Origin of the sequence: Aedoeadaptatus coli, assembly GCF_900343085.1 — a bacterium.
Lineage (GTDB): Bacteria > Bacillota > Clostridia > Tissierellales > Peptoniphilaceae > Aedoeadaptatus > Aedoeadaptatus coli.
The window spans coordinates 110888-135392 of record NZ_OPYI01000002.1; the positions used below are offsets into that span (position 1 = coordinate 110888).

The following is a 24505-nucleotide window of genomic DNA, read 5'->3' on the forward strand; positions in this document are numbered from 1 at the left end:
ATTTTATCGCGGATTCACGGCGGTAATGATTTCCCCTCTCATCACGACCGCCCCTTCGTCGACTTTCCACTGAAGCACGCCGCCGATGGGTGCGGAAATGGAAATTTCCATTTTCATGCTCTCGAGAATGCAAAGCACGTCGCCTTTTTTCACTTCTTCCCCGGACTTAAAGCAGAGCCTGAGAATTTTTCCCGGCAGCGGAGCCCTTAAAATCATCTCAGCACCTCCGATAATTTCCGTCTCAACGACTCGACGGACAGGATTTCGTCGACCAGGCCGCTCTTTTTCGCCGCCTCGGCGGAAAGATGCATGGCCCTGTAGCTCGCCAAATTTTCTTTTTCAAGATGCAAAATATCCGCCGCAAGTTCCGCGCCCATGACACCGATTTTTGCCCACTCCAAGGCGAAGTAGGCGTCGGCGCCCATTTCCCGACAGCCCATGGCCATGTACGCGCCGCCGAGGACATTTCCCACGGCCACGGTGATTTTTTTTGCGTCGTGATCCAAATAGGCTTCCATCATGGCGGCGCCCGCTCTCATGACGCCCTCCCCTTCCGATGCACTTCCGGGCAAAAAGCCCGGCGTGTCCGCCAAGCTGATCACCGGCAATTGCAGGCGCCGGCACAGTTTGTAGAAGGCCGCGGCTTTCAGCGCCGCCTCTTTGTCCAGCACCCCCGCCGCCACATCGGGATTGTTGGCGAATATCCCGACCCGCATGCCGTCGATGCGCGCCAAGATAGCCGTGGCGTTTTGCGCCCACCGGGGCCACAAATAAATGGCGCTTTCTTCGTCGACGACGGCGCGGATCACATCCTCCGTTTGCCCCTCAGCCCGCGTCTTACGCGGAGGAATGGCTACCACCTGCTTCTGCCTTAAGAAGGCCATAAGGGCGCGGCAATGGGCGATCATGGCTTCTTCCGTTTCGGACAGGAGATGAACGCCGCCCCGCTCGGCCACGACTTTCGCGCCGCCCATGGCCGAAAGGCTCGTCTCTTCGTAAATGGCTCGCGCCACGATTTTCGGCCCCGTGAGGCAGAAGGCCGATGCATCCTCAAGGGCGAGCACCACATCGCAAAGGCCGGCCATGTAGGCCGCCGCACCGATGCAGGGACCGTAGGACAGATACACCCGCGGCGTATCCAATGCTTTCAGCGCGCGAAAAACCGATCCGGCGCCGGAAAGAGACAGCTGACCGCTCACCATGTCGGCCCCGGCCGATTGGCACAACAACACGAGGGGCGCCCGCCCTTCTCCGGCCAGCTTGATGGCCCGAACAATGGATGCGCCTTCGAAATAGCCCAGAGCGCCGCCTTTTTTCGTGGGATCGAAGGCCGCCAGGACCACAGGCTTTTGGGCGATCTTCGCCGCGGCCACGGCCACCGCCGATTGATTCTTTTCTATGTAGTGAATGCTTCCTTCGTCGGCGAGGGCTTCCATGCGCCGAAAAACTTCTTTCATGACACCACCTCTTTCATTCATTTATTATACGCAAAAAGCCGCACGATAAACGTGCGGCTTTAAAATGGTGCGGGAAAAGGGACTTGAACCCCCACGTGCATACACACACATGATCCTGAATCATGCCTGTCTGCCAATTCCAGCATTCCCGCTCACGATAAGATATTATAACACGGCTTTTTCGAAATGTAAACGGGCAGTTAAGAATTTCATAAAATAAAAAAACCGACGATGGCGAACCACCGACGGTCTTTCATTGCATGGTGCGGAGAACCCCTACAATATGGAAGACACACAATTTACGTTAGTTCTATTGGTGGCCTAAGTGATTCAGTTCCCTGCGTTCTCATTCTCTTCATCGAAAATAGTAAGAAGTTCTTCCACTTCTTCCCTGCTCTTCGCGTAACGGCGAGCGAAGGTTCGAGCATTACTCCTTACTCGCTGATACCTTTTCTTCTCCGGATTGTTTTCTTCCCACTTCCGGGTAGCCTTGATTTGGGCATCACTTGTTTTGTTTTCGGCGTTCATCTTTCAACTCCTCTTCGAGTCTTTTCTTTTCTTCAACGAGCTTGCTATTTTTAACAAATAAAACGATACAGGCAACAACAAATAAAACGATACAGGCAACAACAGATAAGACGAGCAAGACATTCAATAATTGATTTAACATAATGCGCGTGATAGAATTTACTTAAAGGAAGGGGATTAACCCCCACCTTTAAGTTTTTCTAATTCTAGCTTTAGCTTTTTGATTTCTAGCATCTTAACTTGTATTTGTTGGTACCCGTTAACAGCTGTCATGATCAATATAGCTAAAGCTATTATTTTTTCTATCACTTTCTCACCTCACTTTCTGTATTTATTATACCACGCGTGTTATATTCTGTAAAGGGTTTTCTCAATATTTTATAAAATAAAAAGCGTCTAAGGAATCATACTCCCTAGACGCTTTTTATTACCTATTGATTTTTTTCGACGTCCTCAGGTCGATTTTAAGGCATTTTAAAACCCTAACAGGTGTAATACTACCTCGGCCCTTTTTGCGAGTTGAAGTATCTCTGCTTTTTATGCAGTCGTTTAAACTCCTCCTCCGTGAGCAACCGCTGAACGGCAACTTTGTATTCCTTGCAGTACGGATACTTGCCGGCATCGATGATTTGCCGCACCCGTAGCGCATCTTTCTTCGTATGCAGATGGGCGTGTTGCTCATAAGCACCACCCTCTCTTTTAATCAACCAAGGCCTATCGCCACATCCAGGCTTGTACAGAATGGTAAGCCGCATAAGCTATCCGCGTTTGTGATCTTTGTATGCCTTTCGCTCTTGTTCACTCACGGCACCGGAGTCACCGATTCGTGTTCCGCTCTCGTAAAGGCCGACAGCGGAGAGGCCTATCACCATACCGGTGACGGCGCTTTCCGCAGACAAGCCCGCAAGCGCCAGATGCAGAATCATGCCGACGATAATGGCCACAATCGGACTGTATCGATTCGGCAGGCCGGCGATTTTAAAGGCCTGTGTCAAACCGAGTGTCGCGCTTGTCAGTACAATTGCATTTTGCATGGTTATCTCCCCTCTTTTGATCATAGCGATAAAGCATCGTCATCATCTCTTCCCGCGTCATCTCAGCACCGGGCCGGGTACCGTCGCAAATTCCTTGCTCTTTACCCCACTCCCACGCTTCCTTCGCCCAGTCGGAGGGCTTTTCAATATCTCTGGTCACGTATTTCTTCACTCCCTTGTCATATTGCTGTAAGCCGAGGCGTTCAATCAGTTGGATTAGCTGCTTTCCATAGTCTAGTGCCGTTGCATAGCCACATGACTGTAGTGCCTTCGCCTGATCTTTGTAGTTCTTTGCATTTAACACCGCTGCGTAATTCTTCTTCCGCCAATCGGTGGATACAAAAAAGGCATCGTGATCCATAATGGAGTCGGCAACGCTGTCGTAAACCCTAAAGTCGGCGACTATCTCGTAAACTTCCCCGGTCGGCTTTTGCTCTTTCGTCTTCTTGGAATAGGTCTTTCCGGACCAATCCTTTCCTGCCTTAATCCCAAATAAGTTATGGGCATTCTTGGCCAACTCTGATTTTCCCCATCCTGATTCCAGAATCGCTTGGGCCATCGTCACAGAAGGCAAGATATTTAGTTTCTTGCCCTTTAGGCAATCCACCACGCTTTGAACAAACTTCTCTTCGTCTAAAACCACAGGTACCGTTTTCTCCGGTGCCGTCGGCTTCGCCTTTCCGAAGTATTCTGCTACGGCACGGGCCACGGCGTCAGCGGTCTTTTGCAGATTCTTTCGGTAAACAGTTGCGTCTGCCATATTATCATGGAAGGCGTGCTCCACAATCATATTGTGCTTTGCCAGCCCGTGGCGCAGGATGCCGTAATAGTTCGAGCCGGCGGAATTTCTTCGATACTTCGTTCCACGGTTCGGGATCCCCAGTGCGATGGCTACATTGGAGCAGATTCTTTCACCCAATGTCTTAAGCGACTCCCGTGGATTGGTGCTGTCCCACACTTCCACACCACGGACACCGCCTCCGCACGCATTAGAGTGACAGGAGATCAAAAGATCATAGCCTTTCCCCATGGCCCCACGCTTTTGAAGCGGGATATCCGGAGCGATATTCGTTTTTGTCATGCCTACCGTAAAGCCGTAAGCTTCCAAAGCCGGCTTTAAATAATCGCGGGTGTAAATATAGTTGCAGTCGCCTTCGTTACAGTAAGGCAAATTGTCCACTTGTCTAAAGCCGCGGTTATAGGCGCGCCCGCCGCCGTGGCCGGGATCAAGTAAAATCTTAACCATTTGCACCTCCAATTAAAAAGGCAAGGTTATCCCCGCCTTGTCATTTTCCCAGAGCATCCACCTTGCTCTCGATCCTAATAAGGATATCGTGGATCTCGTCGTAATTCTTGCTTTCTTTTAGCATCTCAACATCCGTCCGCATTTCGGCGAGTACCGCCTCCATGCGTTCGTGATAAGTCTTCGAGTCCTTAATAACGCTGGTATTTGCCTCGATTACTTTTGTGATCTTCTCGATCGTCTTCGGTGTCTGCCACAAATACATGGCGGCAATCACGACGAGGACCCCAAAATTCACGATCGGTTGATACAATTCAAGCATACATCACTCCTCTCTAAGTAAATAAAAAGAGGCGCACATGGGCGCCCCCCATTATTCAGCTAATTCCGGCAAACCCAAGTTTTCCAAAACCACTTTAACGCGCGGTTGGATAACCTTCGGCACTTGCGCAAACGTCTTAAGACCACTCACGATCAAGCTTGCGTAGATGACGTCCATACTTTCACCCCCTTTCACTAGATACTTAGATATAAAAAAAGCACCTGTAACAAGTGCCATACCTAGAAATGCCTTACGCTTTTGCATCTTCCAACGCCTTTTTGGCTTGGTCTCGGATAATCGCCGGGACCTCGTCAATGGTCTTTAATCCCATCAAAATAAGCGAAACATAAATTTTTACCATCATAACCCCCTACTTATTTAGCTCTAACTCGTAGATCTCAGCTAAAGCCATCTTATTTTCAGCGTCTTTCTTTAGCATTTCTTCATACATACTTGTCATGCCAAGCATAAGCTCCGTTCTAGAAATACCCGGCTCTTTGTCGTCATCCTTCGGCTCCTCTTTCGGCGCACGCTCTTCATACAGCTTACTGATTTTTTCGGCGACTTCCTGCGTTACTTCCACGGGATCGTCCTTCGTTCCCACTTTGCCGGTCACTTCCAGCACGATATCCTCCGCTAACTTTTCGTGGGGCGGAACCCACGAAATCCAACATTTATTTAGTTCGTCGTAATATTTATACATTTATGCCTCCACAATTTTAAATGCGATGCCGACAACTTGAGTTTTTTGAACACCGGAATTCGTGATTGTCGTATCTCCCCCAATAAGATGGCTCGTCTCCGTAGATAACTCACTATTACCTTCACACCACACAGTATGAGTTAGCGTGATTTTCCATAATTCAGATTCAGGTACACGAATCTCGCCGCGGTCTGGTATGCGCAAATTTATCGTTCGGTCAAACACCAATTTTTTTGTCATTTTTTCCTCCTTAACTCAATCCCAAAATCAGGGCATAGATATCGCTATTCATTTCTTCCATCAACTTCTTCAACAACGCATCCACCTCAGCTCGGGTGTACACATCCACCGGCGCATGCGTTGATTGGCTGTGATCATAAGCGATCTTGCCTCTGTCGCCACGGTAGGCCGTTTTGCTGGTCTCGCCGAGGCCCAAGTGAGGGCTTTGGCTATGATCGTAAGCGATCTTCCCCCGGTCGCCACGATATGCCGTTGCGCGGGTCTCGCCGAGCTCAAGATGGGGGCTTTGGCTATGATCATAGGCTATCTTCCCGCGGTCACCTCGATAGGCGGTTTTATGTGTCTCCCCAAGATCCAGAGATGCGGAGATAATCTCATACTGCCGATCTACGGTGTCATAAAAATACACCTTATTCGTCGCCTTGCTTAGGTAGAGCACGTTTCTTTCCCCAATGCTCGGGAAGTTTCCTCGTGCTTCATAGACCTGCACGAAATTGGTTATCTTCATCTTAGGCAGCTGATCTTCTTTAACTTTTCCCGACGGATCCAGATCCGCTTTTTTCTTCAGCAACTCTGTAAGGTCCACGCCCTGCGTGTCAAGCAGCGCGAGCGTGTTAGCAATGTTTTTCAGCGTTTTATCGAGGATCTCCGCATTGGCATTTAAATCCTCGATGAGTATAAAGTCGCTATCCTCAGGCATCTGGAGCTTGAGATGTTCAGTATGTCTCATGCAATTCCGCCCTCCTTATAAATATTTATTTCTTTCCATGTCTTGTCCTTTACGTCCCCCCATCGATAGCGTTTCATAGATTCCCAAGGTGATTGCTTATAGGTAAATGTCCACGATAGATCGGCGGGCATTGAGCGACGCAACACCGCATCCAAACCCGTAAGATTATTAGGTAAGCCCCCCGAAGTAAACTCGATGACGAAGGTGTAGGGCACCGTCTTATGAGGATAGACCGCAACTGCGGCCTCATTATTATTACCGAAAGCACGACATAAAATTGCGATCGTCTCTTTGGTCACCTGCCGATGCGCCAGCATTTTTACTGCATGGATCTGTCTCCGCCGCTGCTCATACGACAAATTGGTATTAACTTCGATTCCAAGACGTAATTCCCACTGCGGCAGAATCTCGATGGCGCTATCCAGATCCAGGTTGCGATCGATGCGCGCCTTCTGCTCTTCTAGATAACGGAAATACACATCCAGTGCGGCACATAGCGCTTTAAAGGTCGGATTGATCTTGTCGTACCAGGGAAGGTAGTACATGAGCATGTCGTAAAAGTTCGTCGTCGACACGAAGATGGCTACGCTCATTTCCGTCTCTTCGGCAAGGACGAAGGGCCGGCGTAAGTGCTCTGTCACATAAGCCCACAGCGCCATTTCCGTTTCCGTGGAGACGGTCATCTTGCCCCGGTCTACTCGCGTGCCGTAAGTGGTTAGGTCTGTGCCCGTCGTCGGCTGCGTAAGGGCAAAGACATTCCACGCGTCATTTTCGTGGGACTGCCAGCTTTTATTTTTCTGCAGCTGCCACGTCGATCGGAGATCTCTATCGCGAGTCATACTATCGCAGCCTTACGACGAGGTAGCCATTAGGGATTTTATATTGGGAGGCGACTCCGATGGTCTTGACGACTTCCGGAGTGCCTTCCCACACCTTGGTGCCCCCTGTCTTTTGATCGTAGAGCGCGATCTTTCGTATATCGCCCCATGACCCGGTGGCGATGGGAAATTCGATGCTCTCGGCATTTTGCACTTGCCCGCCTGCCGGCATTTCAAATTTCACCGGCACGCGCTCGTAGGCCGCACCCGATACCTCTTCCACGTCTCCGAGGCCGACATAGATTTGTCTATCGATAAGGCTCGTCTGTAGCACGCGGTTCTTTTCAATTTCTGTCATGTTATTCATTTAAAGCTCACCTCCAAATCCCCGATGGTCGGGATCTCATCTTCCGCAAGTTTGACATTGTCCTGTTGTCCGTCCAGGGTCAGATCCTCGTAGTCCGCCACCCTGTTCAGGTCGATGATGGCCTTTCCTATTTTGGCGTGGCTCACGAAGTCTTGCCGGAAGGATATCTGAAATAGGTAGTCATCGATGGCTTTCCTTATTTCGGAAGTAACTGAATCCTTATCCACCCCCGGCTTGACGGCAACGGCAACGCTAATCTTAATCGCTTTTTCCTTTGCACTTTCCAGGATCAATTTTTCAGGGCGTATAGGTGCCTCTTCCAGGATGTGCGCCCTAAGACCTTCAAGGCTTCGCCCCTCGACGACAGATCGATCCTGCGATACTACAACGACACGCACCTTCCCGGAGCCGGGGCCTTCCCATTCCCGGAAGACTTTTGCATCCCAAATGCCCGGATACTCTGTCGCCCATAGTTTATAGTGGGCAGGATTGCCGCCCTTCGGCGGGTTGAGATTCCGCTCATAGTAGCGCTCGAGCAATTCTGCATCCGTTTCTTCGTCATAGCCTCCCTCAAGTGGCGCGAGGTTTGTCACTTCGGTCACGCCCTCGATGCGCGGCTTAATCTTCGTAATCTGACCCGCCAGTACATTCCCGGCGGGCCCCGCCTCATCGGCTTCCACTTCGATTCTCACGATCCCTTCATCCGGTATCGTCGCTGCAGACAAGCCGTAGAAAAGGCGATCCTCGGCGAAAAAGGCCGTAAGCTCGGGGATCTCTGTCCCCGGTGCGCCTGTGATCTGTACATAGCCTGAGGCGAAGGTGGCGGGCTTTCTCAGCGTGCCGTTAATCTGTTCCGCTCGCTTCGTCAGTTCATCGCCCGACAGATTGTCCACGTCGAATTTTCGCTCCAATTCAATCAGCTGCCGCTGTCCTTCCTCGAAGATTACGCCGGCGGCGGAAAGAATATCGTAGCTGAAGCTGTTGGGGGATTTGTCTTCCGTGTTTGCAAGGTTATTCAGCATGATCGACAGGATCTGCTCATGCGTTCGTTCATCAATCAATTTTCTCACCACCTTCCTATAGGCATGCCCGGCACTTCGAGAGTGCCGTATATGGTCTTAGCGACGAAGGATATAGTTAGCAGGCCGTCGTCAAAGTCGATCTTTATATCGGATAAACCCTCAATATAATCGCCCAGCGCACGCTCGATGGCTTCACGGGTGTACCGCTCCGCTTCGGAGTTGATGTATCCCTGCGTGTAGGCCTTCCCGATCAGCGTTTCAAGTTCATGGCCGTAGGACCAGGGGAAGACGACCCACCGATAACGCTCACTCATAAAGAGCTTCCACAGCTTTATCTTTATGGCAGGGTTGCCGTAGACCTTATAGACGTGGCCACTGCCGTCCCGTCTAAAGCGGGCGGATGACATATCGTAGTCGTATTCCTCGGCGATGGGCATTTCCTTGACGTCTTCCGGCCGCACTTTCTGAGGGTCCGTAAATGGGTAGAAGCTCGCCATTATGACCACTCCTTAATCCGATAAAGTACATATAGTGTCTGCTTATCCTTACTCTGTACGGCAGCGACCTTATCCCCCGGCTTCAAATCATCCTTAAATATAATTTTTGCGCGGATAAAGCCGCCCGCCACGTGACCGTCGCCGCGGGAATCCGATCCCGACATAGGCGCCGTAGGTATCTCGATCTCCCGCTCATGGCCTTTCGTATAGTATTCGTTTATCTTTATTCGCTCTTTCTTGTATTGGATATCCCGAAGCTGCACCACCATTTCAGGCGGCGGAGCGATGACGGTGGCCGTCTCAATATAGGGGAGACGCGCCATGTCACTGTTCGGGTTAAAGAGATCCACGATCCGTGCTGCAGGGTCGTCTTTATTCTTTGACATACATACCTCCTTAAGTTCCTTTGTAGCGATACGCTTTTTTGAATCTCCGGCCAGTCCCTTTCGTAATTGCCACACCTGAGTAGCCGATGACGCTCTTACTGTGGCCGCCCGACTCCAGAATCTTTCCATCGTAGTATTGCAGTGCGCAGTGACCTTCATGCCACAGCACGTCCCCCGGCTGTCGTTGGTCCCAAGGGATTTCTACCAGATTAAATTGACTCGGATCGCGTCGCACTTCAGCCGAGGTGAGGCGGCCCGGAATATTCATCCCCGCCTGCGTATAGCACCAGTCCACGAAGCCCGTACAATCCATACCTGAGCCTGGCGAGTTGCCGCCCCGTTGATACTTCGTTCCGATAAGCTTTTCTCCGATCTTCAGGGCACGGGACCTCGCCGAGCCGTCGCCGGCGGAGAAAGATCCAGCTGCACCTTTCTCGTTTCCTTGGGCGGACTGTTCGGAAGTGTCGATATCTTCCATGGTGTTTTCGTAGGAGAGCTTTAATTCCGTCACGTGGTAATTATTGGCGAAGGTATGCGTATCTCCGTCTATATAAAACTTGCCCTGTAAGCCCGTAAAAGGCTCATGAACGATTACCGCATTGCCAGTGATTAGGTCATAATCTCCGAGGACGCGAACGCTGGCTTCCCGTTCCAAGCCCTTCAGGATCCCCTTCGCCCGAGTAGCCGGATCTTCGCCTTCTTCTTGCCGGTAGAACTTCGTCATGCCCTTGCCTTCGCCTGTCACCCGTCCAATCTCGTCGCCGTTGGTGTTGAACATTTTCACCGTCGATACGAGATTCTCTCCGGATTCCGAGTAAGAGGCATTGAGCAGATTCGCCTTGCCGTCGAGCTCATACTTCGCCACAATCTTTCCGCGTTCCCGAATGGCAACCGCATCACCCTCCATGCGGATGATGTAAGGTATGCCAGTTGCTTCTTCCTGCATCTTGTAGCAGATCAACACGATTTCATAGGGGCTTTTAATATCAAAGATTCTATTTACCGTACCGCCCCGTGCAATCGTGCCACAGCGAAGCCCACAGTCACCGAAGACTTGTCTCGCAACCTGCTCGATAGGTTTGTTTTCAAAGGTGTAAGAGGTTTCCGACTGATTCGTTCGAAAGAGACGATCCACAGCCGTTACCTTCATAGTATTCGAGTCGACGGATTTATCTTTGTATAGGATTTCCCCATCAAAGATCTGCTTCCCGTCGTCGTCAAAGAAAAGGCAGTTTCCTCCGACAGGAACAGTCGGCTTCGGAAGGTTCTTATCCGTTCCGGATACCACCAGATCAAATTCCAGCTTTCTTGCGGCTTGTCCTTTCTCTCCGCTCCACCTGGCGGAGGTATAAAACCGCGAAAGGTCTTCCGTGTTAATTACTAGTCGCATAATGATCAGTCCAAAATATAAATCGTGTAGCTTTTCTTGCGTCCGAATTTAGATGCCGTTTTCTTGTTAGGTAAGAGCACGTCGATCTTGTTCCCTTTAATGGCGCCGCCACAGTCATCGGCGATAAACACGCCGCCGAAGGGCGAGTCTCTAAATTCGGGGATATAGACCTTCGTTCCGTAAGGGATCACCTTTGGATCCACAGCGATATACTTGTACGGCGTCAGCGGGTTTCCCCTTGCTGTCTTATTCCCGCCGCCATTTTCCTTAGGTGACGGGGTGTAGGCGGTAGCATTGACCACCATGGGCTTGGCCTTGCCGGATAAGATAAGATCTTTCGCCGGCTTTCCTTCGATCGTTGTCGCACCCGAAAGCTTGTCGAATGTGCCCTTAGGCTGCAGTACGATCTTCTTATTGTAGGCTTCCTTCGCCTTTTTTAATTCTTTCGGGTCGGCCCTTAGGGCTTCGAGGGCTTTATCCAAGAGCTTGTAGTTCTCGCCCTCCCCCGTCAGTGCTTTGGCCTTCGCCCATTTCGTCTCATAGAGTTCCTTCGCCGTTTTTACTCCCTGTTCGTGCTTAGCATCTTCCAGCCACTTGTACCACTCAGCGACTGTTCGCTTTTCGATAGGGATGGAATATTCTGTTCGCTCTGTCTCTACATACTCTTTTAGCTCCAGCGTGTAATATCGATCCCCGGTTCCGTCTTTTTCCGCCGGCGAAAAGCCGGTGATGAGGACGGCGAAGTTATAAGGCGTCTCTGTGATAATCAGCCTTAACGGCTTTTCCGCCTCTTCCCATTCTTTGAGCTTTCGCACGTAGTAATCAGGGTCTTCCACTTCCGCACCTTCAAATTCCACGAAGTCGTATCGTTGGGCGGGAAAGAAGCTGTCAAAGGACGCTTCCCGAAGACCGGGCTTCCCCGCCAGGTTGACACCACCTTTTTCGTTGGTCGATGTCTCCTGGTTATTGTTCCGGTACTGCACACTAAACGTCGGCGTGATAGGTAGGCGCAATCTGTCGTCATCGAGTGTAAGCCATGTCTCCATATTGCCCTCCTAAACATAATTGCGGGGATTAACCGGCACGCCGTTTCGATGCACTTCAAAATGCAAATGCGCCCCGGTTCCCACGCCTGTATTTCCTACGCCCCCGATACGCTGACCTTGCCTTACGGCTTGGCCGACGCGTACTTCGATGGTGCTTAAGTGTTGGTATAACGTTTGAATTCCGTTCCCATGATCGACGATGATGTAGTTCCCCCTGCCGCCGTTAAAGCCGGTCTGAGTCTTGACGACACGTCCTGACATGGCGGCCATGGCCGGGGAACCTTTAGGCGCACCGATATCGATGCCCTTGTGGTTTTTCGATGCTCCTTTCGTCGGGCGCCGCCTCGGGCCAAAGCCGGAAGTTTGGCTTCGACTGGTACTCGGCCACATCATTTTTTCGCCACTTGAAGATACGGGCCCGCCTGCCAGAGCAGGATCGGCGCTTCCCATCATCCCGTCGTCAGAATTTGGCTTAGCCATTGGCTGGAGTTTAATCTTTCGATTGTACGCCTCCGCAGCCTTTTTCGCTTCCTTGGGCTTCGCTTTAAGTGCCGCCAGGGCCTTGTCGAGGATTTTGTAATTCTCCCCTTCCCCCGTCAGCGCTTTAGCCTTCGCCCATTTCGTCTCATAGAGCTCCTTCTCCGTCTTCACACCGGCTTCAATCTTTGCCTGTTCCACCCACCGGTACCATTCGGCGACGGTGCGTTCCTTGATGGGTATGGAATACTCATCTATTTCAAGCCTTACATACTCTTTCAGTTCGAGGGTATAAGCCACGTCGCCCGATCCGTCGGGCTCTCCGGCGCTAAAGGCGTTGATGAGCACCTCAAAATTATGGGGCGTTTCCGTAAGGATCAGCCGAAGCGGATCTCCCGTACGGGCCCACTCCTCGATCTTTCGAACATAATAATAGGGATCGTCAAAATTGACGTCCCCGAAGTCGACGAAGTCATGAGGCTGTGCAGGAAAGAAACTGTCAAAAGTCGCTTCTCTCAGCCCACGCTTGCCTATCAAGTGAATCGAACTCAACTCATGCAGGTACTCTTCACTATGCTGCATCGGATGAGGGATATCGTATAGAGGCGTAATCGGTAAGCGCATACGCTCGTCTTTGTAAGTCAGCCACGCCTCCATCATACAGTCCCCCTCACAGAATTAAGCTTTGCAAAGCGCAGACGACGCTCCATCTTATCTAGGAGTCGATCGATGTCCGCGTCTTCCCGAATGACGATCTGATCGGCTAACTTCGGTATGGTCACTGAGTGATTGACTACCGTCGGCTTACTGCTTGCCCGCCCCATCTTGTAGGCTTCGCTTACAGAAGCATCGTGGGGCATAATGCGGGACCCCTGCGGCAAGTCTAAGATTTCACCGCCCCGTTCGTGAACCTGTACGAGGCCGCCTTGCCAGTTCGTATCGCCGATAGCTCTTCCGGGGATCGTCGGAATATTCAAGTGTGCCCCTCCGATGCCCGGAAGCCACGACGGCAAGCTTATGCTGTTGATCTTATTAACGAAATCATTTACCTTGCCGATAATCTTATCGATCGCACCGCCGAAGACACGCTGGATAGATGACGACACATTCGAGACGATTCGCTTAAATCCGCCCCATGCAGCATCCCATCCCGCTTTCAACTTCCCGCCCACGAAGGTTACGATCGTATAGAGTATGGTTTTTATACGTTCAATAGTAGATCTCACCTTGTTGGCAATGGCGGTAGCAATGGCGGTAGCAATGGCAGCAACTTTCGCGTGAAATTCAGTTAGTGCCTGCTTTGCATTGGTGACAAAGGTTTTTACCGCCAGCTTTACCTTGTCCCAATGTTTGATCATCACGATAACGATTAAAATGATCGCCATAATCGCCCAACCTACGGGGCCTAGCCCGACGACAAACGAAGCGATCTTGGGAATAAGGCCGGCTAGCGTGCGCCCAAGACCGAAGAAGCGTCCCACGAGCCCCTTCAAATGCGTGCCAGCGAACTTGAGCTTCGTTATAAGCTTCGGCCCAATGGCCCCTCCAAGTTTTTTAAAGGCTTTCAATGTCAATCCTATGGGTCGGCCGCCCAGCCACTTTGTAAGAGACCCGGCTCTATCTAGTTCCTTCCCAAATCTCGCAAGTTTCAAGATCGTCCCGCCAATGCCTTTATTCAGTTTCCCGAAGACCATAAGCGTTGGACCGATGGATGCGAGAGCCAGGACCAATTTGACGATCCGTTCCTTGCTTTCGTCGGGCAATGAATGAAACGTTTCGAGCATCCCGCTCACTTTTTGCATAATGTCTCGAACCGTCGGCTCAATGATGTCGAAGATATCGAGAAGCGCACCTTCCGCGGCGCTCTTCAGCTTATCGAAGTCGCCGCCGAGGGAGTCTTCCATAATGTCCCGCATTCGCTTCGTTGCCCCTTCGGCGTTATCGATGGAGCCCGCCAACTTGTCCCATTCAGTCTGCGAGGCATTGAGGATAGGCAGCATAGAGGACGCCGCATCTTTTCCGAAGATGGTGGATGCGAAAGCGAGTTGCTGCTCTTCCGTCAGCCCTTTGAAGCTTCCTCGAAGCTGTTCGAGAACCGTCCTCAAAGGTAGCATCTTCCCTTCCGAATCCGTCAGCGATACGCCTAATTGACTGAGCGCTCCGGACATTTCCTTTGTAGGGCTCCCAAGCCGCATAATCGACGTCGAAAGTGCACGGCCGGCCTTTGCGCCCTTAATACCGGCGTTGGCCATAGTACCCAGTGCAAGGGATACGTCTTCAACAGAGTATCCCAGAGAACCCGCCACCGGCGCCACGTATTTGAACGCTTCGCCAAGTCCGACGACGTCCGTATTAGCCGAGTTTGATGCCTGCGCCAGAACGTCTGTAAAGTGCGCCGTGTCTTCAGCTTTCATACCGAAGGCGGTCAGCGCATCGGTTACGATATCCGACGTCGTAGCGAGGTCCGTACCTGCCGCCACGGCAAGATTAAGAATCGGCTCCAGGCCTGCCGTCATTTGTTGAGTATCCCAACCGGCCATGCCCATGTACTTGAGGGCCTCCGCCGATTCCGACGCGCTAAACTTCGTTTCGGCACCCATCTTGCGAGCAAGGGCAGTAAGCTTTTCAAAGTCTTTCCCAGTCGCTCCGGATACGGCCTGCACCGTGTTCATCTCATCGGTGAAAGACCTCCCGGCTTTTAGCGCTGCAGCGCCAACACCCATTACCGGGGCAGTAATGGCACCGGTCAGCATTTTGCCTGTCGACTCTAAACTGCGGCCGTACCGCATAAAGCTGTTACCTGCATCATTAATCGTCCGGTAACTATCCTTCAGTTGATCCGTCGCTCGCGTCAGGCCTTGCACAAAGGGCGAGGAGTCGAGCTTTAAGATCGCATCGTATATTTTCGTCATCTATCAGCCCTCCTCCAGCGCTTTTATGGCATCCGCCTCGGCCTTAAGGTCTACCGCTTCTTGCATAACAAATCCGCGGATAATGATTTTCTCCCCAAACGGCTTTTTTAAGTAGTCATAAGGACTCCATCCCTTGCGCTTATAGAGCCAGTAGGCCATCTGCGCATCGGGATGAGTCCCTATTAGTTTTTTACTTCTTCAGCCGCCGCTTCCTCCGAAGTAAAACCGGTTAAAGCATCGATCTCGCCCTTAAGGTAATCCTGTTCACCGAGCTCCAATAACAAATTGATCAGCTCGTGAGCCGACCGCGCGCCGAAATGTTCCTGCAGTTCTTTCGAGCGGAATACTTCCGGGCATCCGTGCTCGATGGTCTTCAAGCGGGCGGGAGCCAACAATAGGCGCATATCCATGCCGCCTTTTTTGATCTGCAGATCATACATATCCTGTTGAATCGCAGATGCCACTTTCGTATCGAGGGATGTAATAGGGAAGGTAAAGGGCTTACCGCCGAACTTCAACAATTTAATCGTTACGTCTTTCGTCGGGCGAACTAAATCACCCGCATCATACGCCATCAGTTGCTCAATAATGTTTTTTTCCATGGTTCAGTCCTCCTTATTGGATTCGGTCGTATAGTTCGTAGTGGCGGAACTTAAATTTCAAATTGTCTTCGCCAAGCTTGGCGTGCTCGAAATCGAAGATGTTCATCTCGTCGAAGGTGACGTTTTTAAACATTACACGCTCCGCGCCGAAGGCGTCGGGATCCGCCAATTCTCCGAGGATTTTACAGATCGGGGTTTTACCCTTCGAGATCGCATCGTGCATCAAGTCGAGGCCGAGGGAATCGATCTTCTCTGTGGTAAGTTCCCCTTCACCCGAATATTTCGTCGCTTTACGCCCGTCCCACATATCTCGAGGGCGGGTGACGTCGCCGTAATCGATCTTTACCTTCGCACTGAATTTCTTCAGCGCGCAAATGTAAATATCATCGATCCAGATGGATCCATACGTGCCGTTGATGACCTTCTCATCACCAAAGTCTTTAATTTGTAAAGGCATATTCCACCTCCTAAATTTCTACTCGAATATCGATCTTTTCGATCGCGTCTAGGATCTTACACCATGCTCTAATAAAGACGTGGTCTTTCGTATCTGCCTCGCGAATCTCAAAGATTTCCATTTCGTCGACGGTTCGTCCGTCGGGCGTCTTATAGCCCATGGATTTCAAGTAGGCCGCCGTGGCTTCAACGTCGATTTCCACCTTCGAGCTTCCACGAGCCAATAAGTCGTCTTGTTCTAGGACTTCCATATAACCCTTGATCGCGGAGCAGAGTAAAAGCTTGTTGTTATATGTGTTCGCATACTTACCGAGGTAGCTATCTTCCGCCGTCGTCGTAATGTCATCGGTCATAAAATCCATAATTTCGACGATCTTGATCTTCCGAAAGCTCGAACCCTCGATTTCATTGGTCGTAATGAGGGAGTTGTTCCCGCTCTGTACCTTGATCTTGCGGCCGTCGTCGAAGAGGATAAACTCCCCGGCGTTGACCCGATTTTCTCTTTCTTCCATTGAGATCGGCTCGACATAAGCCAGCTCCGGAAGAGGTGCATAGGTGCAGGAAATTTGCGGCGGTGTGCCGGCGATTAAGCCCGCAATACGAGAGGTATATTCGGCAGTGCCGTACTCTTTTCCCGTCATATCGCGCATCGTCTTATTCGTAAAGTTGATAATCTTCTTATTGTCGCCTTTTACATTGGCGGCTACGAATTTGCACATTTTTCGCTTTGTCGTGTTGAGGGCTTTCACCCATGTTGCGATCTCAAGCGTATCTTCCGCATCGGCGAAAGGTACCGCCAGGTAGTCCCAGCGCACGCTCTCGAGATAAACAAATCCGGGCGACGTAACGTCGAACTTCGGCTTGTCCGCATTGTCGGATTGTTCTACTACCAGTTCGATTTTTCTCGGCGTATGGACATATCCCATAAACGCCAGCGTGATTTGAGCTTTGTTTTTATCGGTCAGCCCCTTCGGAATGTCCGAAAGACTGTAAAGTTGAAACTGCCCGGAGATTTCCGGATCTTGCAGTACAAGCGCGACGACGGAGCGTTTGCTTCGTTCAATGCGCGCAATCCCTTGCTCCCGAAACTCGATCGAGAGATAAGGAAGGCCTAAATTCGCCATAATTAATCCTCCTTGTCGTAATCGCCGGATGCCCCATAGCGCATATGCAGTTTGCGCATCTTATTGTCTGTGGCTTCCGCGCGAGGCTTCGTGTTCATGACTTCTATTTCGAAGTCGATCCATGCGTTTTTTGCGTCAATACTTACGGAAAAATCACGTACTTGTAAGTGCTTCCCCTCTACCTCAAGAAAGTTTCCGATAAGCTGCCCGAAACGTTCTGCGACTTTCAATGCATCGAGATTGGTGCTTCCCTGGTACTGAACTTCCACAGGATAGACGTGCATCACACTGTCTTTTGACGTGGGCAGCCGTTGCAAGTTCAAAAAGTAGACGAAAAAAGAGGGCTTCTTATACCCCTCTTTCACCTCGTCCCACATTGGTGTGATCTTGAAATTGTCTTTAATTAGCGCCGTAAGCTTTCGCTTTATATCGACTCCCGTAATTCTGTTCTCATCCAAAGATATCACCCATAATGTCATCGATCATTTTTTCATATCGTGCATCCAGTGTCGGTTCATAATCGTTCATCACTTTTTCCGCAAAACGCTGACCTTTTACAGTGCCGATGAAAAGCTTCTTCGGTCGATGGCTTATAAGGCGATGGCCACGTTCCACCAGATGGTAATGTGGGGACTTGTTGCGTATTTTCTTGACATAGGTCCCGTATTCTTTACGGGCACGTTCACTCTGCCAACCGGACTTTAATTTCCCGGTCACCCCTTTCGGGGTGGCGTCACGTAGCCCTCGCCGTAGAGCGTTCCCCTCTTTATCCATTGCCTTCAGTATCTTGTCTGGGGCTCGCCGTTCAATGGCGCCAAGTTTATCGCCCAATGACAAAAAATTTCCGTCAAAAACTATTTTTGCCATTCGACCACCACCTCCATATAGCGCCCCATAGGTAGGATAGCCAGCACCAAATACTCATCTTCGCCAATATAGATTAGGTCTTCCGGTGCGAGATCCGGGCGAAAGCGCATGGACAGAGTGCGCCCGAGTTGATGCTCGGTTTTACGTTGCTCCAGCACTTCCTTCCCCGACTGTCTTTTAATCTCCGCCCAGTCCACAAACTTCAGTTTTAACACCGGCACCAGTTCGCCGACTTCGTTTTCAGTGTATTCCGCGCCTTGAGAGTAGACCTTAATTCGCGTCTTGTTGCGTCCGGGGTTGTACATAGTCACCCACCTCCATTTGCAGCATCATGGCGCGAATCATATAGGACATTTCCAAAGGCCTTCCCATCATATACCGCTCATCGTAAAGATTTTGAATGATCGCACGGGCGACCATGTCCGCTTTTTGTTCAAAAGCAGGATGATTGATCTTCGTGTCATATCCCGTAATCCCTTCGCGGATGTAGGTATATGCAACCTCGATGAGCTCTTTGATGTAGTCGTCATCATTGTCGTACTCCACGCGCAGATAGGTCTTCGCCTTATCGAGGTCGATCATGATCTACCTATGCCGCCGGAGTTTCGGGCGTGATTTCTACATACTTCACGGCTTCCGCGTCAAATTCGTAGACACCGAAGCGTTCGATGCAGCGTAAAAGTGTTGCGTTCTTCGTGAAGCCCGCTTGATCGGATACGGCGATTTCATAGCCCTTGCGGTCGAAGAAGTTGATGCCTTGAGACAGGTCGCCCACATAGAAGGGCAGCGCGCCTTTTGCAGCGGAAAGCAATGCGTCGGGTACGACGACAACCTCGCGGCCTACGAGGGCTTTTCGTGTAGCGTCGCCGACGACGGGCTGCAACACGTAGTTGCCCTGAGCGTCTTTCAGCTTATCCAGGTAGTCAAAGCCGCTTTGATTGGTGATAATCTTGGCGTTTTGGGCGATGGCGGGGTCCAGATCCACGTTCATAACGGTTTTCAAATCGTCTACGCCTTTACCGGTCTTTTTCTTTCCGGTTGTCATGGCCTTCAGCGCTTCAAGGATCAGGCGATTTTCCGTATTGACGGCCATTTTCGCAAATTGTTTGCCGATGTAATCGATGATGTTGATGCGCACATCTTCTAAGAATGTATTAGACAAGGGAATAATGACGCCGTAGTCCTTGACTTCCCAGCTTAAAGACTTGAATTTCACGTCGGTTTGTTCGAGTTCGGTCAACTCTTCGAAGGGAATCAATTCACCTTTTTGGTCTGTAGCCATCGGGAATTTACCCTTGAAGGTTTGAACGGAAATCACATTAACTAACGATTTCAGAGATACGTCTGCACGCTTAAATTCTTCGATTTGCAGAGATTGTTCTTCCGGGACGAGCACGCCGCCGCGTTCTTCGTCGTGTTCAATTTGTCCGGGCGCACCGGGGGTGTTTTTAACGTGTGTCATTTCTGAGGCGGTCAGGCGCTTGCCGGTAAGCTGTTTGTTGAAGATGACGTTTTCGTCGATATCTTCCACCGCTTGGGCTTGAGAGCCGTTAAGTTCCAATGCTTTTTCCTCCTCTTCTTCGAGAGCGAGTTCAACTTCCAGCTCGGAGTTGAGATTTTTGAGCTCCTGCAGCTTGGCATGGGCTTCGTCGATCTTGTTTTCATCGCGTAAATTTGTAATTTCTTCACGCATAGCAGCGATAGCCGCTAAAATCTGAGTGGATTTTTTCATTTCTACCTCCTAATACAGTTCCAATGTCGCATTGATTTCATCTAACTTACTGTTTTCGTTTTTCTTAAACACTTCCGGTGTCTTCGTGTAGTTAAATACGCAATTCCCCACATTTTGAGGGATGGTCTCTTCTCCGGTTACCTTGATATTAAAGTACTCCGCAGCTTTTTTCCCCGTCAGCCATGTTTCTGCGTCGATCATTTGATTGATCTCATCGTTCCCGATGCCTTTTGTATGTCTGGCGTAGGTCTCTACAAGGCCTTCCTGTAAACTGTCCAGCGTCGTCGCCCAATCGAGTAGATCGTCGGCATTGCCGCAAACGGTGACCAAAGGCTTATGGATCATGAGGTACGCGTTCGACGGGATCTCGATCTCGTCGCATCCAAAGGCGATGAGCGAAGCCGCCGATGCCGCCAAGCCGTCGACAATCGCTTTTGTCGGGCCGTCATATCGAGCCAACATATTGCTGATGGCCATGCCGGCAAATAAATCGCCACCGCCGGAAGAGATATACACATCGACGGGTCCCGTCACGTCATCCAATATCGACCGGATATCCTCGGGATAAGTAGACACGTCTTCAGGCATAAAGTCTTTTGCAAAGTGCCAGCAGTCGTCGACGATATCGCCGGAGACATAGATACTGGTTCTTCCACCTTCATTTTTTACTCTAATCATTTCCATCACCCCCTTTTTCCGTAGATTCGTAGGCCGCCCCCAATCGGTCGAGTCCTACGTAGCTGCCATTGACGAGGATCGCATCGCCGCCGTCGATAGCAGGTAGTCCGAGGTAGGCTCTCGCTTCGTTGGTCGTATAAATCGATCCCGTCACATAGGTGTTAAGGGCTTCGGCCTGTGACTTAAGGTCCCCCCGTAGGATCGTCGAAACATTGAACTCCGTGTGCATACCTTCCGCCGTTTCATCGGCGTATAAAAGTTTATAGTCCAGCTCCTCTTCCCACTTCCGCAAGATGACAAGCAGCGTGTCGATGTAAAACGTCAGATTCTGCATCTCGCTATTGGCATAAGACGATTTGTCGTAGTTGTTTAGATGGTTCGGCTTCACTCCAAAGGCCGCCGCAATCTGCAAGGCATTGAACTTCTTCAATTCGAAAAATTGTGCATCGGTAAGCTTAATATCCAAGGGCTTCAAGTCCATGCCGAAGGGAATCGGCACGATGTTTCCGGAGTCTTCGCTTCGGGCGAACTCTGTAATCGTGCTTACCAGCTTCTTTTTCTTTTCATCGGAGAGATCGCCGGTGTACTGAATCACAGCATTCGCCGTTAAACCCCTGCGATAAAGATCATTTAGGTATCGCTGAGACTCCTGCGCCCCTTCGATCGTACTTCCGAGCTCTTCCAGGACGGATTTCCCGGAGATCCCCGTCTTCGAAAGTCCGCCTTTCAAGTGGATAATGTCCTTGTCACTAAACTTGTATTTCTTTCCGCCGTAATGGTAAATGTACAGATAGCCTTTTTCCGCTTTCAGGATATTTGCATCGTCTACAAGGATGCGCATCCTCGTCGGATCCAGTGGATGCAGGCCGATTCGTCTTCCATTTCGATCCGTTTCAATGTAGGCGTAGGCGTTTCCGAAGTGGTTCCGGTTGTACTCCATGAGCATTTTGAAGTCCGTCGGTGACATATAAGCATTCGGTCGCACCTGGAGAAGACGATTGACATCCTTCCCGTAAATCTTCTGGCTGTCTTTATCTTTGAGATGGAGCGATAGCTTCGCCACCGACTCAGCCAGTATCTTCATGCAAATGTAGTAGGTCACTTCCGAAGCGTCGTAGGATGACGACGATGTAAAACTCCAACCGTCGGACGTCTTTATAGTCTTCCAGTGGCTTTCCGTCTCGCTATTGGACCAGCTGAAGGCGTTTTTCACTCTATTCCACAGTCCCATCACTCACCCCCTTTCATAATGTCGAACCATTCGTCAAAGTCTTTGTCGGCATCGTACTTAATCGTGTCTTTGTTGATAAACGCCAACTTCCAGGCATCCACCAAAGCGTCCACCGGGTCGATGCGATCCCCGGATTGCTCTTTATAGAGCTTGATTTCTCCAAAGCTGTTTTGCGTCGTCTTTGCGTTAGCGAAAGACCATCTCAAAAGGTCCGCATCCTTGCTGTAGACCATTTGTCCGGACTCCACGGCGAGCCGTAGGTCCACGGTGGCGTCATTCAGGCTTCTGGCAGACTGTCCGATCTCAATCAGGTCGCATCCCAAGAAATCTAAGTCCGAAATAAACGCCCCGGCATTGTGCGGGTCGTAGCCGCAAGCCAAACAGGTCAGATTGTAGTCGTCTATAAGCTCTTTCAAGTACTGGATGATGTACTTGTAATCTGTCTTCAGTCCGAAGCCGCCGTCCGTTAAGATCAGCTGTCCTTGTTTTTCCCATATGCGATAGGGCGCTTTATCCGTTTTTTCGTGTTCCTCCAGCCTTAAAAAAGGCATAAAGGATTGAGAGTGGACATAAAAGAGCTCGCCCACGGGAAAGACGAGGGCAATGGATGTCAGGTCACCGCCGCTGGAAAGGTCGATGCCGAGGTAAAAGCTCTTTCCGATCATGTCTTCGAGTGTCATATCCGATTCGCAAGCCTTTAAGGCCCCCAAGTCTACAAAATCATCGCGAGTGTATTCCACCCATGTATTCAGCGACTTGGTCAGGAAGTTATTGAGATCTTCCCCGCCCTTCGCCTGCGCATCGATGGCCTTCTCACTCAAGGTTTTCACGGCGTCCATGTTGTATTCGTCATCTTCCGTCCATAACAGCAGCGGATTGGCCTTCGCCCAGTTTTTGTAGTCCCAGATATCGTCTTCCGGATCCATCTCCGCGATGTAAATAAAGAGCGAATCCTTATCGACGACGCCGTCCAGTATCTGTTTTGCAAACTTATACTGCTCATAACAGGGCCCGTTTAGATTGAAGCCCGCCGTGGTAATGGCGAGAGTCAAGGCATTGCCCTTTGTGTTAACGCTGATCTGGCCGTCCAGTAGTAGCTTGTACATTTGATTTGTCGGATGTGCGTGGTACTCATCGATGACGCTTAGAATGGATCTGAAACCGTCCACCGATTTCGTATCGCGCCCAAGGGACTTAATTTCCGTCCCGGTAACGTGGGAAGTGATCGTTCGATCGTGGCGTCGTATTCGATAGAGCTCGGAAAGGCATGAATCGGCCAGGATAAACTTCTCCACCTCGTCCCAGACGATATTCGCTTGGTCTTGCTTCGTTGCAGCGCAAAAAATACGCCCCTTCACGTAGCCTGAGAAGGTGGCCCAGTTGTTTATCTCCGTTCCGGATAAAAAAGACTTTCCGTTTTGTCTCGCCATCTGCACGTAAGCTTCACGAAAGCGTAGTTTATCCGAGTATTTTCTTCTCCAGCCGTGAAGCGATCCGATAATGAAGTTCTGAAAGCCCCTGGTCTTAAGCTTTACGGGCTCAGTTCCCTCTAAAATCGTCAGCTCATTAGCGATATCGATGGCCCTTTCCGCCATCTCCACGTCGAAAATGTAGTCGAAATTCTTGCGCTTCATGTCTTCCAGATGCCGTTTACAGCACAGGTATTCGGTTCTACCTTTCAGGATTTCCCCATTTACCACTTTCTTCGCATAGGCTGTCGTACGATCCGCCATACTACCCACCTAAATAGCGAAGATACTTGTTCGTACTTTCCTCTTCTTCTTTCGGGATAATCAGCTTCAATCTGTCCGACGTAGCCAAACCTAATTTTGCCGAGCACTGCATGATCATCTTGGCGTACTTCTCCTGTACATTGACCAGGGGATGCACCGTGTAGTACTGTTCATGCTTGTTTTCTCGCGTATCTAATAGCCCACATTTCTGTAGCATCTGAGATGCCTCCACGTAATGGGCGTAGGCGTCGCAGTAGATGGCCACGATCCCAAGATCCAAGTTATCCAGCAGATCGATCTTCTCGCACTCACTGACGACCCGGCGAAACTCTTCCGCCGCCGGAAGTGTAAGCCAAGAGGGAGGCTTTAAGCCGGAGCGATCCACCTTTAATCGGCTCTCTTGCTTTTTCCGCTCTTCGATTTTTTCTTTTCCGATTTTCCCCGTGGAAACGGCAATACTTTTACGTGGTCTCGCCATACTTACCTCCCTTCTTTGCTTTTTCTGCTTTTCTTCTTTTTGCTTTTTGGTTTTTCTGCTTTTTTGTCTTTTCTACCTTCACTCAACATGACGGCATAAAAAGAGCACCCGCTAAGGCGCTATAAAAAATATGTGTACCGGAAATCCCGGTTATTGGCATTTTCTCGCAGGATTTCTCGGGCGCTGGTCGCCAGGAAAATGGCAAAAACTTTTCAATCCTCCCCCGCAAAAATTTTTTTGATCTTGCGGAGGTACCCCATCGTTTCCTCTTTCTTTCCGGAGTCATACAAGGCGTGTATCTCATGATGGCTCGCATCACTCAACCAAATAAGATTATCCAGGTCGTAAGCTAGCGACGGTGCATCTTCCAACGGTTGTATGTGATGCGCAAGTCTACCTTGCACCAGTCGATTGTACTTATACAACTGATAC

Annotated in this window: 35 protein-coding genes and 1 tRNA gene; all 36 read right to left on the reverse strand. The window is 50.4% G+C overall.

The features are described from left to right. Positions 1-3: 3 nt before the first annotated feature. The 36 genes from DG046_RS01710 to DG046_RS01870 all read right to left on the reverse strand — a co-directional run bounded on the left by DG046_RS01710 (position 4) and on the right by DG046_RS01870 (position 24073). Positions 4-216, reverse strand: coding sequence for an acyl-CoA carboxylase biotin carboxyl carrier protein subunit (locus DG046_RS01710; RefSeq protein WP_108830874.1), 213 nt, complete (start codon positions 214-216; stop codon positions 4-6). Next, the gene (locus tag DG046_RS01715) at positions 213-1457 is read right to left on the reverse strand and encodes a carboxyl transferase domain-containing protein (protein ID WP_159082023.1); all 1245 of its coding nucleotides are present in this window, start codon (positions 1455-1457) and stop codon (positions 213-215) included. The genes DG046_RS01710 and DG046_RS01715 overlap by 4 nt, the downstream gene beginning before the upstream one ends. 65 nt (positions 1458-1522) lie before the next feature. Beyond that, a tRNA-Leu gene (locus tag DG046_RS01720) sits at positions 1523-1609 on the reverse strand. 178 nt (positions 1610-1787) lie between these two features. Further along, on the reverse strand, positions 1788-1985 hold the full coding sequence (locus DG046_RS01725) for a hypothetical protein (protein ID WP_108830876.1): 198 nt from the start codon (positions 1983-1985) through the stop codon (positions 1788-1790). Positions 1986-2162: 177 nt separating this feature from the next. Continuing rightward, entirely contained in the window at positions 2163-2294 is a 132-nt protein-coding gene (locus DG046_RS09895) for a hypothetical protein (protein ID WP_255419568.1), read from the reverse strand. 188 nt (positions 2295-2482) lie between these two features. Next, a complete protein-coding gene (locus tag DG046_RS01730) occupies positions 2483-2740 on the reverse strand; it encodes a hypothetical protein (RefSeq protein WP_108830877.1) in 258 nt (85 codons plus the stop codon). A 3-nt stretch (positions 2741-2743) separates the two neighbouring features. After that, complete coding sequence (locus DG046_RS01735; RefSeq protein ID WP_159082024.1) at positions 2744-3019, reverse strand: hypothetical protein; 276 nt, start codon at positions 3017-3019, stop codon at positions 2744-2746. Further along, positions 2964-4265, reverse strand: coding sequence for a glucosaminidase domain-containing protein (locus tag DG046_RS01740; RefSeq protein ID WP_108830879.1), 1302 nt, complete (start codon positions 4263-4265; stop codon positions 2964-2966). The genes DG046_RS01735 and DG046_RS01740 overlap by 56 nt, the downstream gene beginning before the upstream one ends. A gap of 40 nt (positions 4266-4305) precedes the next feature. Continuing rightward, positions 4306-4584, reverse strand: coding sequence for a hypothetical protein (locus DG046_RS01745; RefSeq protein ID WP_108830880.1), 279 nt, complete (start codon positions 4582-4584; stop codon positions 4306-4308). 51 nt (positions 4585-4635) lie between these two features. Then, complete coding sequence (locus DG046_RS09900; protein ID WP_255419569.1) at positions 4636-4761, reverse strand: hypothetical protein; 126 nt, start codon at positions 4759-4761, stop codon at positions 4636-4638. Positions 4762-4834: 73 nt separating this feature from the next. After that, positions 4835-4948, reverse strand: a complete 114-nt coding sequence (locus tag DG046_RS09905) for a CD1375 family protein (protein WP_255419570.1) — start codon at positions 4946-4948, stop codon at positions 4835-4837. Positions 4949-4954: 6 nt separating this feature from the next. Then, a complete protein-coding gene (locus tag DG046_RS01755) occupies positions 4955-5287 on the reverse strand; it encodes a hypothetical protein (protein WP_108830882.1) in 333 nt (110 codons plus the stop codon). Further along, positions 5288-5527: a hypothetical protein gene (locus DG046_RS01760; protein ID WP_108830883.1), complete on the reverse strand. Its 240-nt coding sequence runs from the start codon at positions 5525-5527 to the stop codon at positions 5288-5290. Positions 5528-5537: 10 nt separating this feature from the next. Next, positions 5538-6257, reverse strand: a complete 720-nt coding sequence (locus tag DG046_RS01765) for a hypothetical protein (RefSeq protein WP_108830884.1) — start codon at positions 6255-6257, stop codon at positions 5538-5540. Continuing rightward, on the reverse strand, positions 6254-7096 hold the full coding sequence (locus DG046_RS01770) for a putative phage tail protein (RefSeq protein WP_108830885.1): 843 nt from the start codon (positions 7094-7096) through the stop codon (positions 6254-6256). Before DG046_RS01770 ends, DG046_RS01765 begins: the two co-directional genes overlap by 4 nt. Before the next feature lies 1 nt (position 7097). After that, entirely contained in the window at positions 7098-7442 is a 345-nt protein-coding gene (locus tag DG046_RS01775) for a phage tail fiber protein (protein ID WP_108830886.1), read from the reverse strand. Beyond that, entirely contained in the window at positions 7439-8503 is a 1065-nt protein-coding gene (locus DG046_RS01780; RefSeq protein ID WP_159082025.1) for a baseplate J/gp47 family protein, read from the reverse strand. The genes DG046_RS01775 and DG046_RS01780 overlap by 4 nt, the downstream gene beginning before the upstream one ends. Before the next feature lie 5 nt (positions 8504-8508). Then, complete coding sequence (locus DG046_RS01785; RefSeq protein WP_108830888.1) at positions 8509-8961, reverse strand: DUF2634 domain-containing protein; 453 nt, start codon at positions 8959-8961, stop codon at positions 8509-8511. Continuing rightward, positions 8961-9347 carry a DUF2577 family protein gene (locus DG046_RS01790; protein WP_159082026.1) on the reverse strand — a complete coding sequence of 129 codons (387 nt, stop codon included), beginning with the start codon at positions 9345-9347 and terminating at the stop codon, positions 8961-8963. Before DG046_RS01790 ends, DG046_RS01785 begins: the two co-directional genes overlap by 1 nt. A gap of 10 nt (positions 9348-9357) precedes the next feature. After that, positions 9358-10737: an XkdQ/YqbQ family protein gene (locus DG046_RS01795; RefSeq protein WP_108830890.1), complete on the reverse strand. Its 1380-nt coding sequence runs from the start codon at positions 10735-10737 to the stop codon at positions 9358-9360. 5 nt (positions 10738-10742) lie between these two features. Continuing rightward, positions 10743-11783 (reverse strand): 3D domain-containing protein, encoded by a 1041-nt coding sequence (locus DG046_RS01800; protein ID WP_108830891.1) that lies wholly within the window; start codon positions 11781-11783, stop codon positions 10743-10745. A 9-nt stretch (positions 11784-11792) separates the two neighbouring features. After that, the gene (locus DG046_RS01805; RefSeq protein WP_199909560.1) at positions 11793-12812 is read right to left on the reverse strand and encodes a M23 family metallopeptidase; all 1020 of its coding nucleotides are present in this window, start codon (positions 12810-12812) and stop codon (positions 11793-11795) included. 104 nt (positions 12813-12916) lie between these two features. Further along, entirely contained in the window at positions 12917-15172 is a 2256-nt protein-coding gene (locus DG046_RS01810; protein ID WP_108830893.1) for a phage tail tape measure protein, read from the reverse strand. 3 nt (positions 15173-15175) lie between these two features. After that, positions 15176-15331, reverse strand: coding sequence for a hypothetical protein (locus DG046_RS09600; protein ID WP_159082027.1), 156 nt, complete (start codon positions 15329-15331; stop codon positions 15176-15178). 23 nt (positions 15332-15354) lie between these two features. Beyond that, the gene (locus tag DG046_RS01815) at positions 15355-15774 is read right to left on the reverse strand and encodes a phage tail assembly chaperone (RefSeq protein ID WP_108830894.1); all 420 of its coding nucleotides are present in this window, start codon (positions 15772-15774) and stop codon (positions 15355-15357) included. A gap of 13 nt (positions 15775-15787) precedes the next feature. Next, entirely contained in the window at positions 15788-16231 is a 444-nt protein-coding gene (locus DG046_RS01820) for a phage tail tube protein (RefSeq protein ID WP_108830895.1), read from the reverse strand. Between the two features lie 10 nt (positions 16232-16241). Continuing rightward, complete coding sequence (locus tag DG046_RS01825; RefSeq protein WP_108830896.1) at positions 16242-17354, reverse strand: phage tail sheath C-terminal domain-containing protein; 1113 nt, start codon at positions 17352-17354, stop codon at positions 16242-16244. 2 nt (positions 17355-17356) lie between these two features. Then, on the reverse strand, positions 17357-17812 hold the full coding sequence (locus DG046_RS01830; RefSeq protein ID WP_108830897.1) for a phage tail terminator family protein: 456 nt from the start codon (positions 17810-17812) through the stop codon (positions 17357-17359). Further along, positions 17805-18221, reverse strand: a complete 417-nt coding sequence (locus DG046_RS01835) for an HK97 gp10 family phage protein (RefSeq protein WP_108830898.1) — start codon at positions 18219-18221, stop codon at positions 17805-17807. Before DG046_RS01835 ends, DG046_RS01830 begins: the two co-directional genes overlap by 8 nt. Beyond that, entirely contained in the window at positions 18209-18532 is a 324-nt protein-coding gene (locus tag DG046_RS01840) for a head-tail adaptor protein (RefSeq protein ID WP_159082028.1), read from the reverse strand. Before DG046_RS01840 ends, DG046_RS01835 begins: the two co-directional genes overlap by 13 nt. Beyond that, a complete protein-coding gene (locus DG046_RS01845; protein WP_108830900.1) occupies positions 18492-18803 on the reverse strand; it encodes a head-tail connector protein in 312 nt (103 codons plus the stop codon). Before DG046_RS01845 ends, DG046_RS01840 begins: the two co-directional genes overlap by 41 nt. 7 nt (positions 18804-18810) lie before the next feature. Continuing rightward, positions 18811-19953, reverse strand: coding sequence for a phage major capsid protein (locus DG046_RS01850; protein WP_108830901.1), 1143 nt, complete (start codon positions 19951-19953; stop codon positions 18811-18813). A 9-nt stretch (positions 19954-19962) separates the two neighbouring features. Further along, entirely contained in the window at positions 19963-20631 is a 669-nt protein-coding gene (locus DG046_RS01855; protein ID WP_159082029.1) for a head maturation protease, ClpP-related, read from the reverse strand. Further along, the gene (locus tag DG046_RS01860) at positions 20624-21862 is read right to left on the reverse strand and encodes a phage portal protein (protein ID WP_108830903.1); all 1239 of its coding nucleotides are present in this window, start codon (positions 21860-21862) and stop codon (positions 20624-20626) included. The genes DG046_RS01855 and DG046_RS01860 overlap by 8 nt, the downstream gene beginning before the upstream one ends. Next, complete coding sequence (locus DG046_RS01865) at positions 21862-23595, reverse strand: terminase large subunit (RefSeq protein ID WP_108830904.1); 1734 nt, start codon at positions 23593-23595, stop codon at positions 21862-21864. The genes DG046_RS01860 and DG046_RS01865 overlap by 1 nt, the downstream gene beginning before the upstream one ends. A gap of 1 nt (position 23596) precedes the next feature. Then, on the reverse strand, positions 23597-24073 hold the full coding sequence (locus DG046_RS01870) for a phage terminase small subunit P27 family (protein WP_108830905.1): 477 nt from the start codon (positions 24071-24073) through the stop codon (positions 23597-23599). Positions 24074-24505 lie beyond the last annotated feature (432 nt).

Excerpts from the sequence above, each read along its gene's own strand:
- DG046_RS01850 (WP_108830901.1), bottom strand. The coding sequence starts at position 19,953 with ATGAAAAAATCCACTCAGATTTTAGCGGCTATCGCTGCTATGCGTGAA.
- DG046_RS01760 (WP_108830883.1), bottom strand. The coding sequence starts at position 5,527 with ATGACAAAAAAATTGGTGTTTGACCGAACGATAAATTTGCGCATACCA.
- DG046_RS01730 (WP_108830877.1), bottom strand. The coding sequence starts at position 2,740 with ATGCGGCTTACCATTCTGTACAAGCCTGGATGTGGCGATAGGCCTTGG.
- DG046_RS01820 (WP_108830895.1), bottom strand. The coding sequence starts at position 16,231 with ATGCCTTTACAAATTAAAGACTTTGGTGATGAGAAGGTCATCAACGGC.
- DG046_RS01845 (WP_108830900.1), bottom strand. The coding sequence starts at position 18,803 with ATGATCGACCTCGATAAGGCGAAGACCTATCTGCGCGTGGAGTACGAC.
- DG046_RS01765 (WP_108830884.1), bottom strand. The coding sequence starts at position 6,257 with ATGAGACATACTGAACATCTCAAGCTCCAGATGCCTGAGGATAGCGAC.
- DG046_RS01745 (WP_108830880.1), bottom strand. The coding sequence starts at position 4,584 with ATGCTTGAATTGTATCAACCGATCGTGAATTTTGGGGTCCTCGTCGTG.
- DG046_RS01715 (WP_159082023.1), bottom strand. The coding sequence starts at position 1,457 with ATGAAAGAAGTTTTTCGGCGCATGGAAGCCCTCGCCGACGAAGGAAGC.
- DG046_RS09900 (WP_255419569.1), bottom strand. The coding sequence starts at position 4,761 with ATGGACGTCATCTACGCAAGCTTGATCGTGAGTGGTCTTAAGACGTTT.
- DG046_RS01725 (WP_108830876.1), bottom strand. The coding sequence starts at position 1,985 with ATGAACGCCGAAAACAAAACAAGTGATGCCCAAATCAAGGCTACCCGG.
- DG046_RS01755 (WP_108830882.1), bottom strand. The coding sequence starts at position 5,287 with ATGTATAAATATTACGACGAACTAAATAAATGTTGGATTTCGTGGGTT.
- DG046_RS01860 (WP_108830903.1), bottom strand. The coding sequence starts at position 21,862 with ATGGGACTGTGGAATAGAGTGAAAAACGCCTTCAGCTGGTCCAATAGC.
- DG046_RS01735 (WP_159082024.1), bottom strand. The coding sequence starts at position 3,019 with ATGCAAAATGCAATTGTACTGACAAGCGCGACACTCGGTTTGACACAG.
- DG046_RS01790 (WP_159082026.1), bottom strand. The coding sequence starts at position 9,347 with ATGTCAAAGAATAAAGACGACCCTGCAGCACGGATCGTGGATCTCTTT.
- DG046_RS01775 (WP_108830886.1), bottom strand. The coding sequence starts at position 7,442 with ATGAATAACATGACAGAAATTGAAAAGAACCGCGTGCTACAGACGAGC.
- DG046_RS01810 (WP_108830893.1), bottom strand. The coding sequence starts at position 15,172 with ATGACGAAAATATACGATGCGATCTTAAAGCTCGACTCCTCGCCCTTT.
- DG046_RS01815 (WP_108830894.1), bottom strand. The coding sequence starts at position 15,774 with ATGGAAAAAAACATTATTGAGCAACTGATGGCGTATGATGCGGGTGAT.
- DG046_RS01800 (WP_108830891.1), bottom strand. The coding sequence starts at position 11,783 with ATGGAGACATGGCTTACACTCGATGACGACAGATTGCGCCTACCTATC.
- DG046_RS01870 (WP_108830905.1), bottom strand. The coding sequence starts at position 24,073 with ATGGCGAGACCACGTAAAAGTATTGCCGTTTCCACGGGGAAAATCGGA.
- DG046_RS01835 (WP_108830898.1), bottom strand. The coding sequence starts at position 18,221 with ATGGCAAAAATAGTTTTTGACGGAAATTTTTTGTCATTGGGCGATAAA.
- DG046_RS01855 (WP_159082029.1), bottom strand. The coding sequence starts at position 20,631 with ATGATTAGAGTAAAAAATGAAGGTGGAAGAACCAGTATCTATGTCTCC.
- DG046_RS01865 (WP_108830904.1), bottom strand. The coding sequence starts at position 23,595 with ATGGCGGATCGTACGACAGCCTATGCGAAGAAAGTGGTAAATGGGGAA.
- DG046_RS01770 (WP_108830885.1), bottom strand. The coding sequence starts at position 7,096 with ATGACTCGCGATAGAGATCTCCGATCGACGTGGCAGCTGCAGAAAAAT.
- DG046_RS09905 (WP_255419570.1), bottom strand. The coding sequence starts at position 4,948 with ATGATGGTAAAAATTTATGTTTCGCTTATTTTGATGGGATTAAAGACC.
- DG046_RS01785 (WP_108830888.1), bottom strand. The coding sequence starts at position 8,961 with ATGGCGAGCTTCTACCCATTTACGGACCCTCAGAAAGTGCGGCCGGAA.
- DG046_RS01795 (WP_108830890.1), bottom strand. The coding sequence starts at position 10,737 with ATGCGACTAGTAATTAACACGGAAGACCTTTCGCGGTTTTATACCTCC.
- DG046_RS01825 (WP_108830896.1), bottom strand. The coding sequence starts at position 17,354 with ATGGCGAATTTAGGCCTTCCTTATCTCTCGATCGAGTTTCGGGAGCAA.
- DG046_RS01740 (WP_108830879.1), bottom strand. The coding sequence starts at position 4,265 with ATGGTTAAGATTTTACTTGATCCCGGCCACGGCGGCGGGCGCGCCTAT.
- DG046_RS01710 (WP_108830874.1), bottom strand. The coding sequence starts at position 216 with ATGATTTTAAGGGCTCCGCTGCCGGGAAAAATTCTCAGGCTCTGCTTT.
- DG046_RS09600 (WP_159082027.1), bottom strand. The coding sequence starts at position 15,331 with ATGGCCTACTGGCTCTATAAGCGCAAGGGATGGAGTCCTTATGACTAC.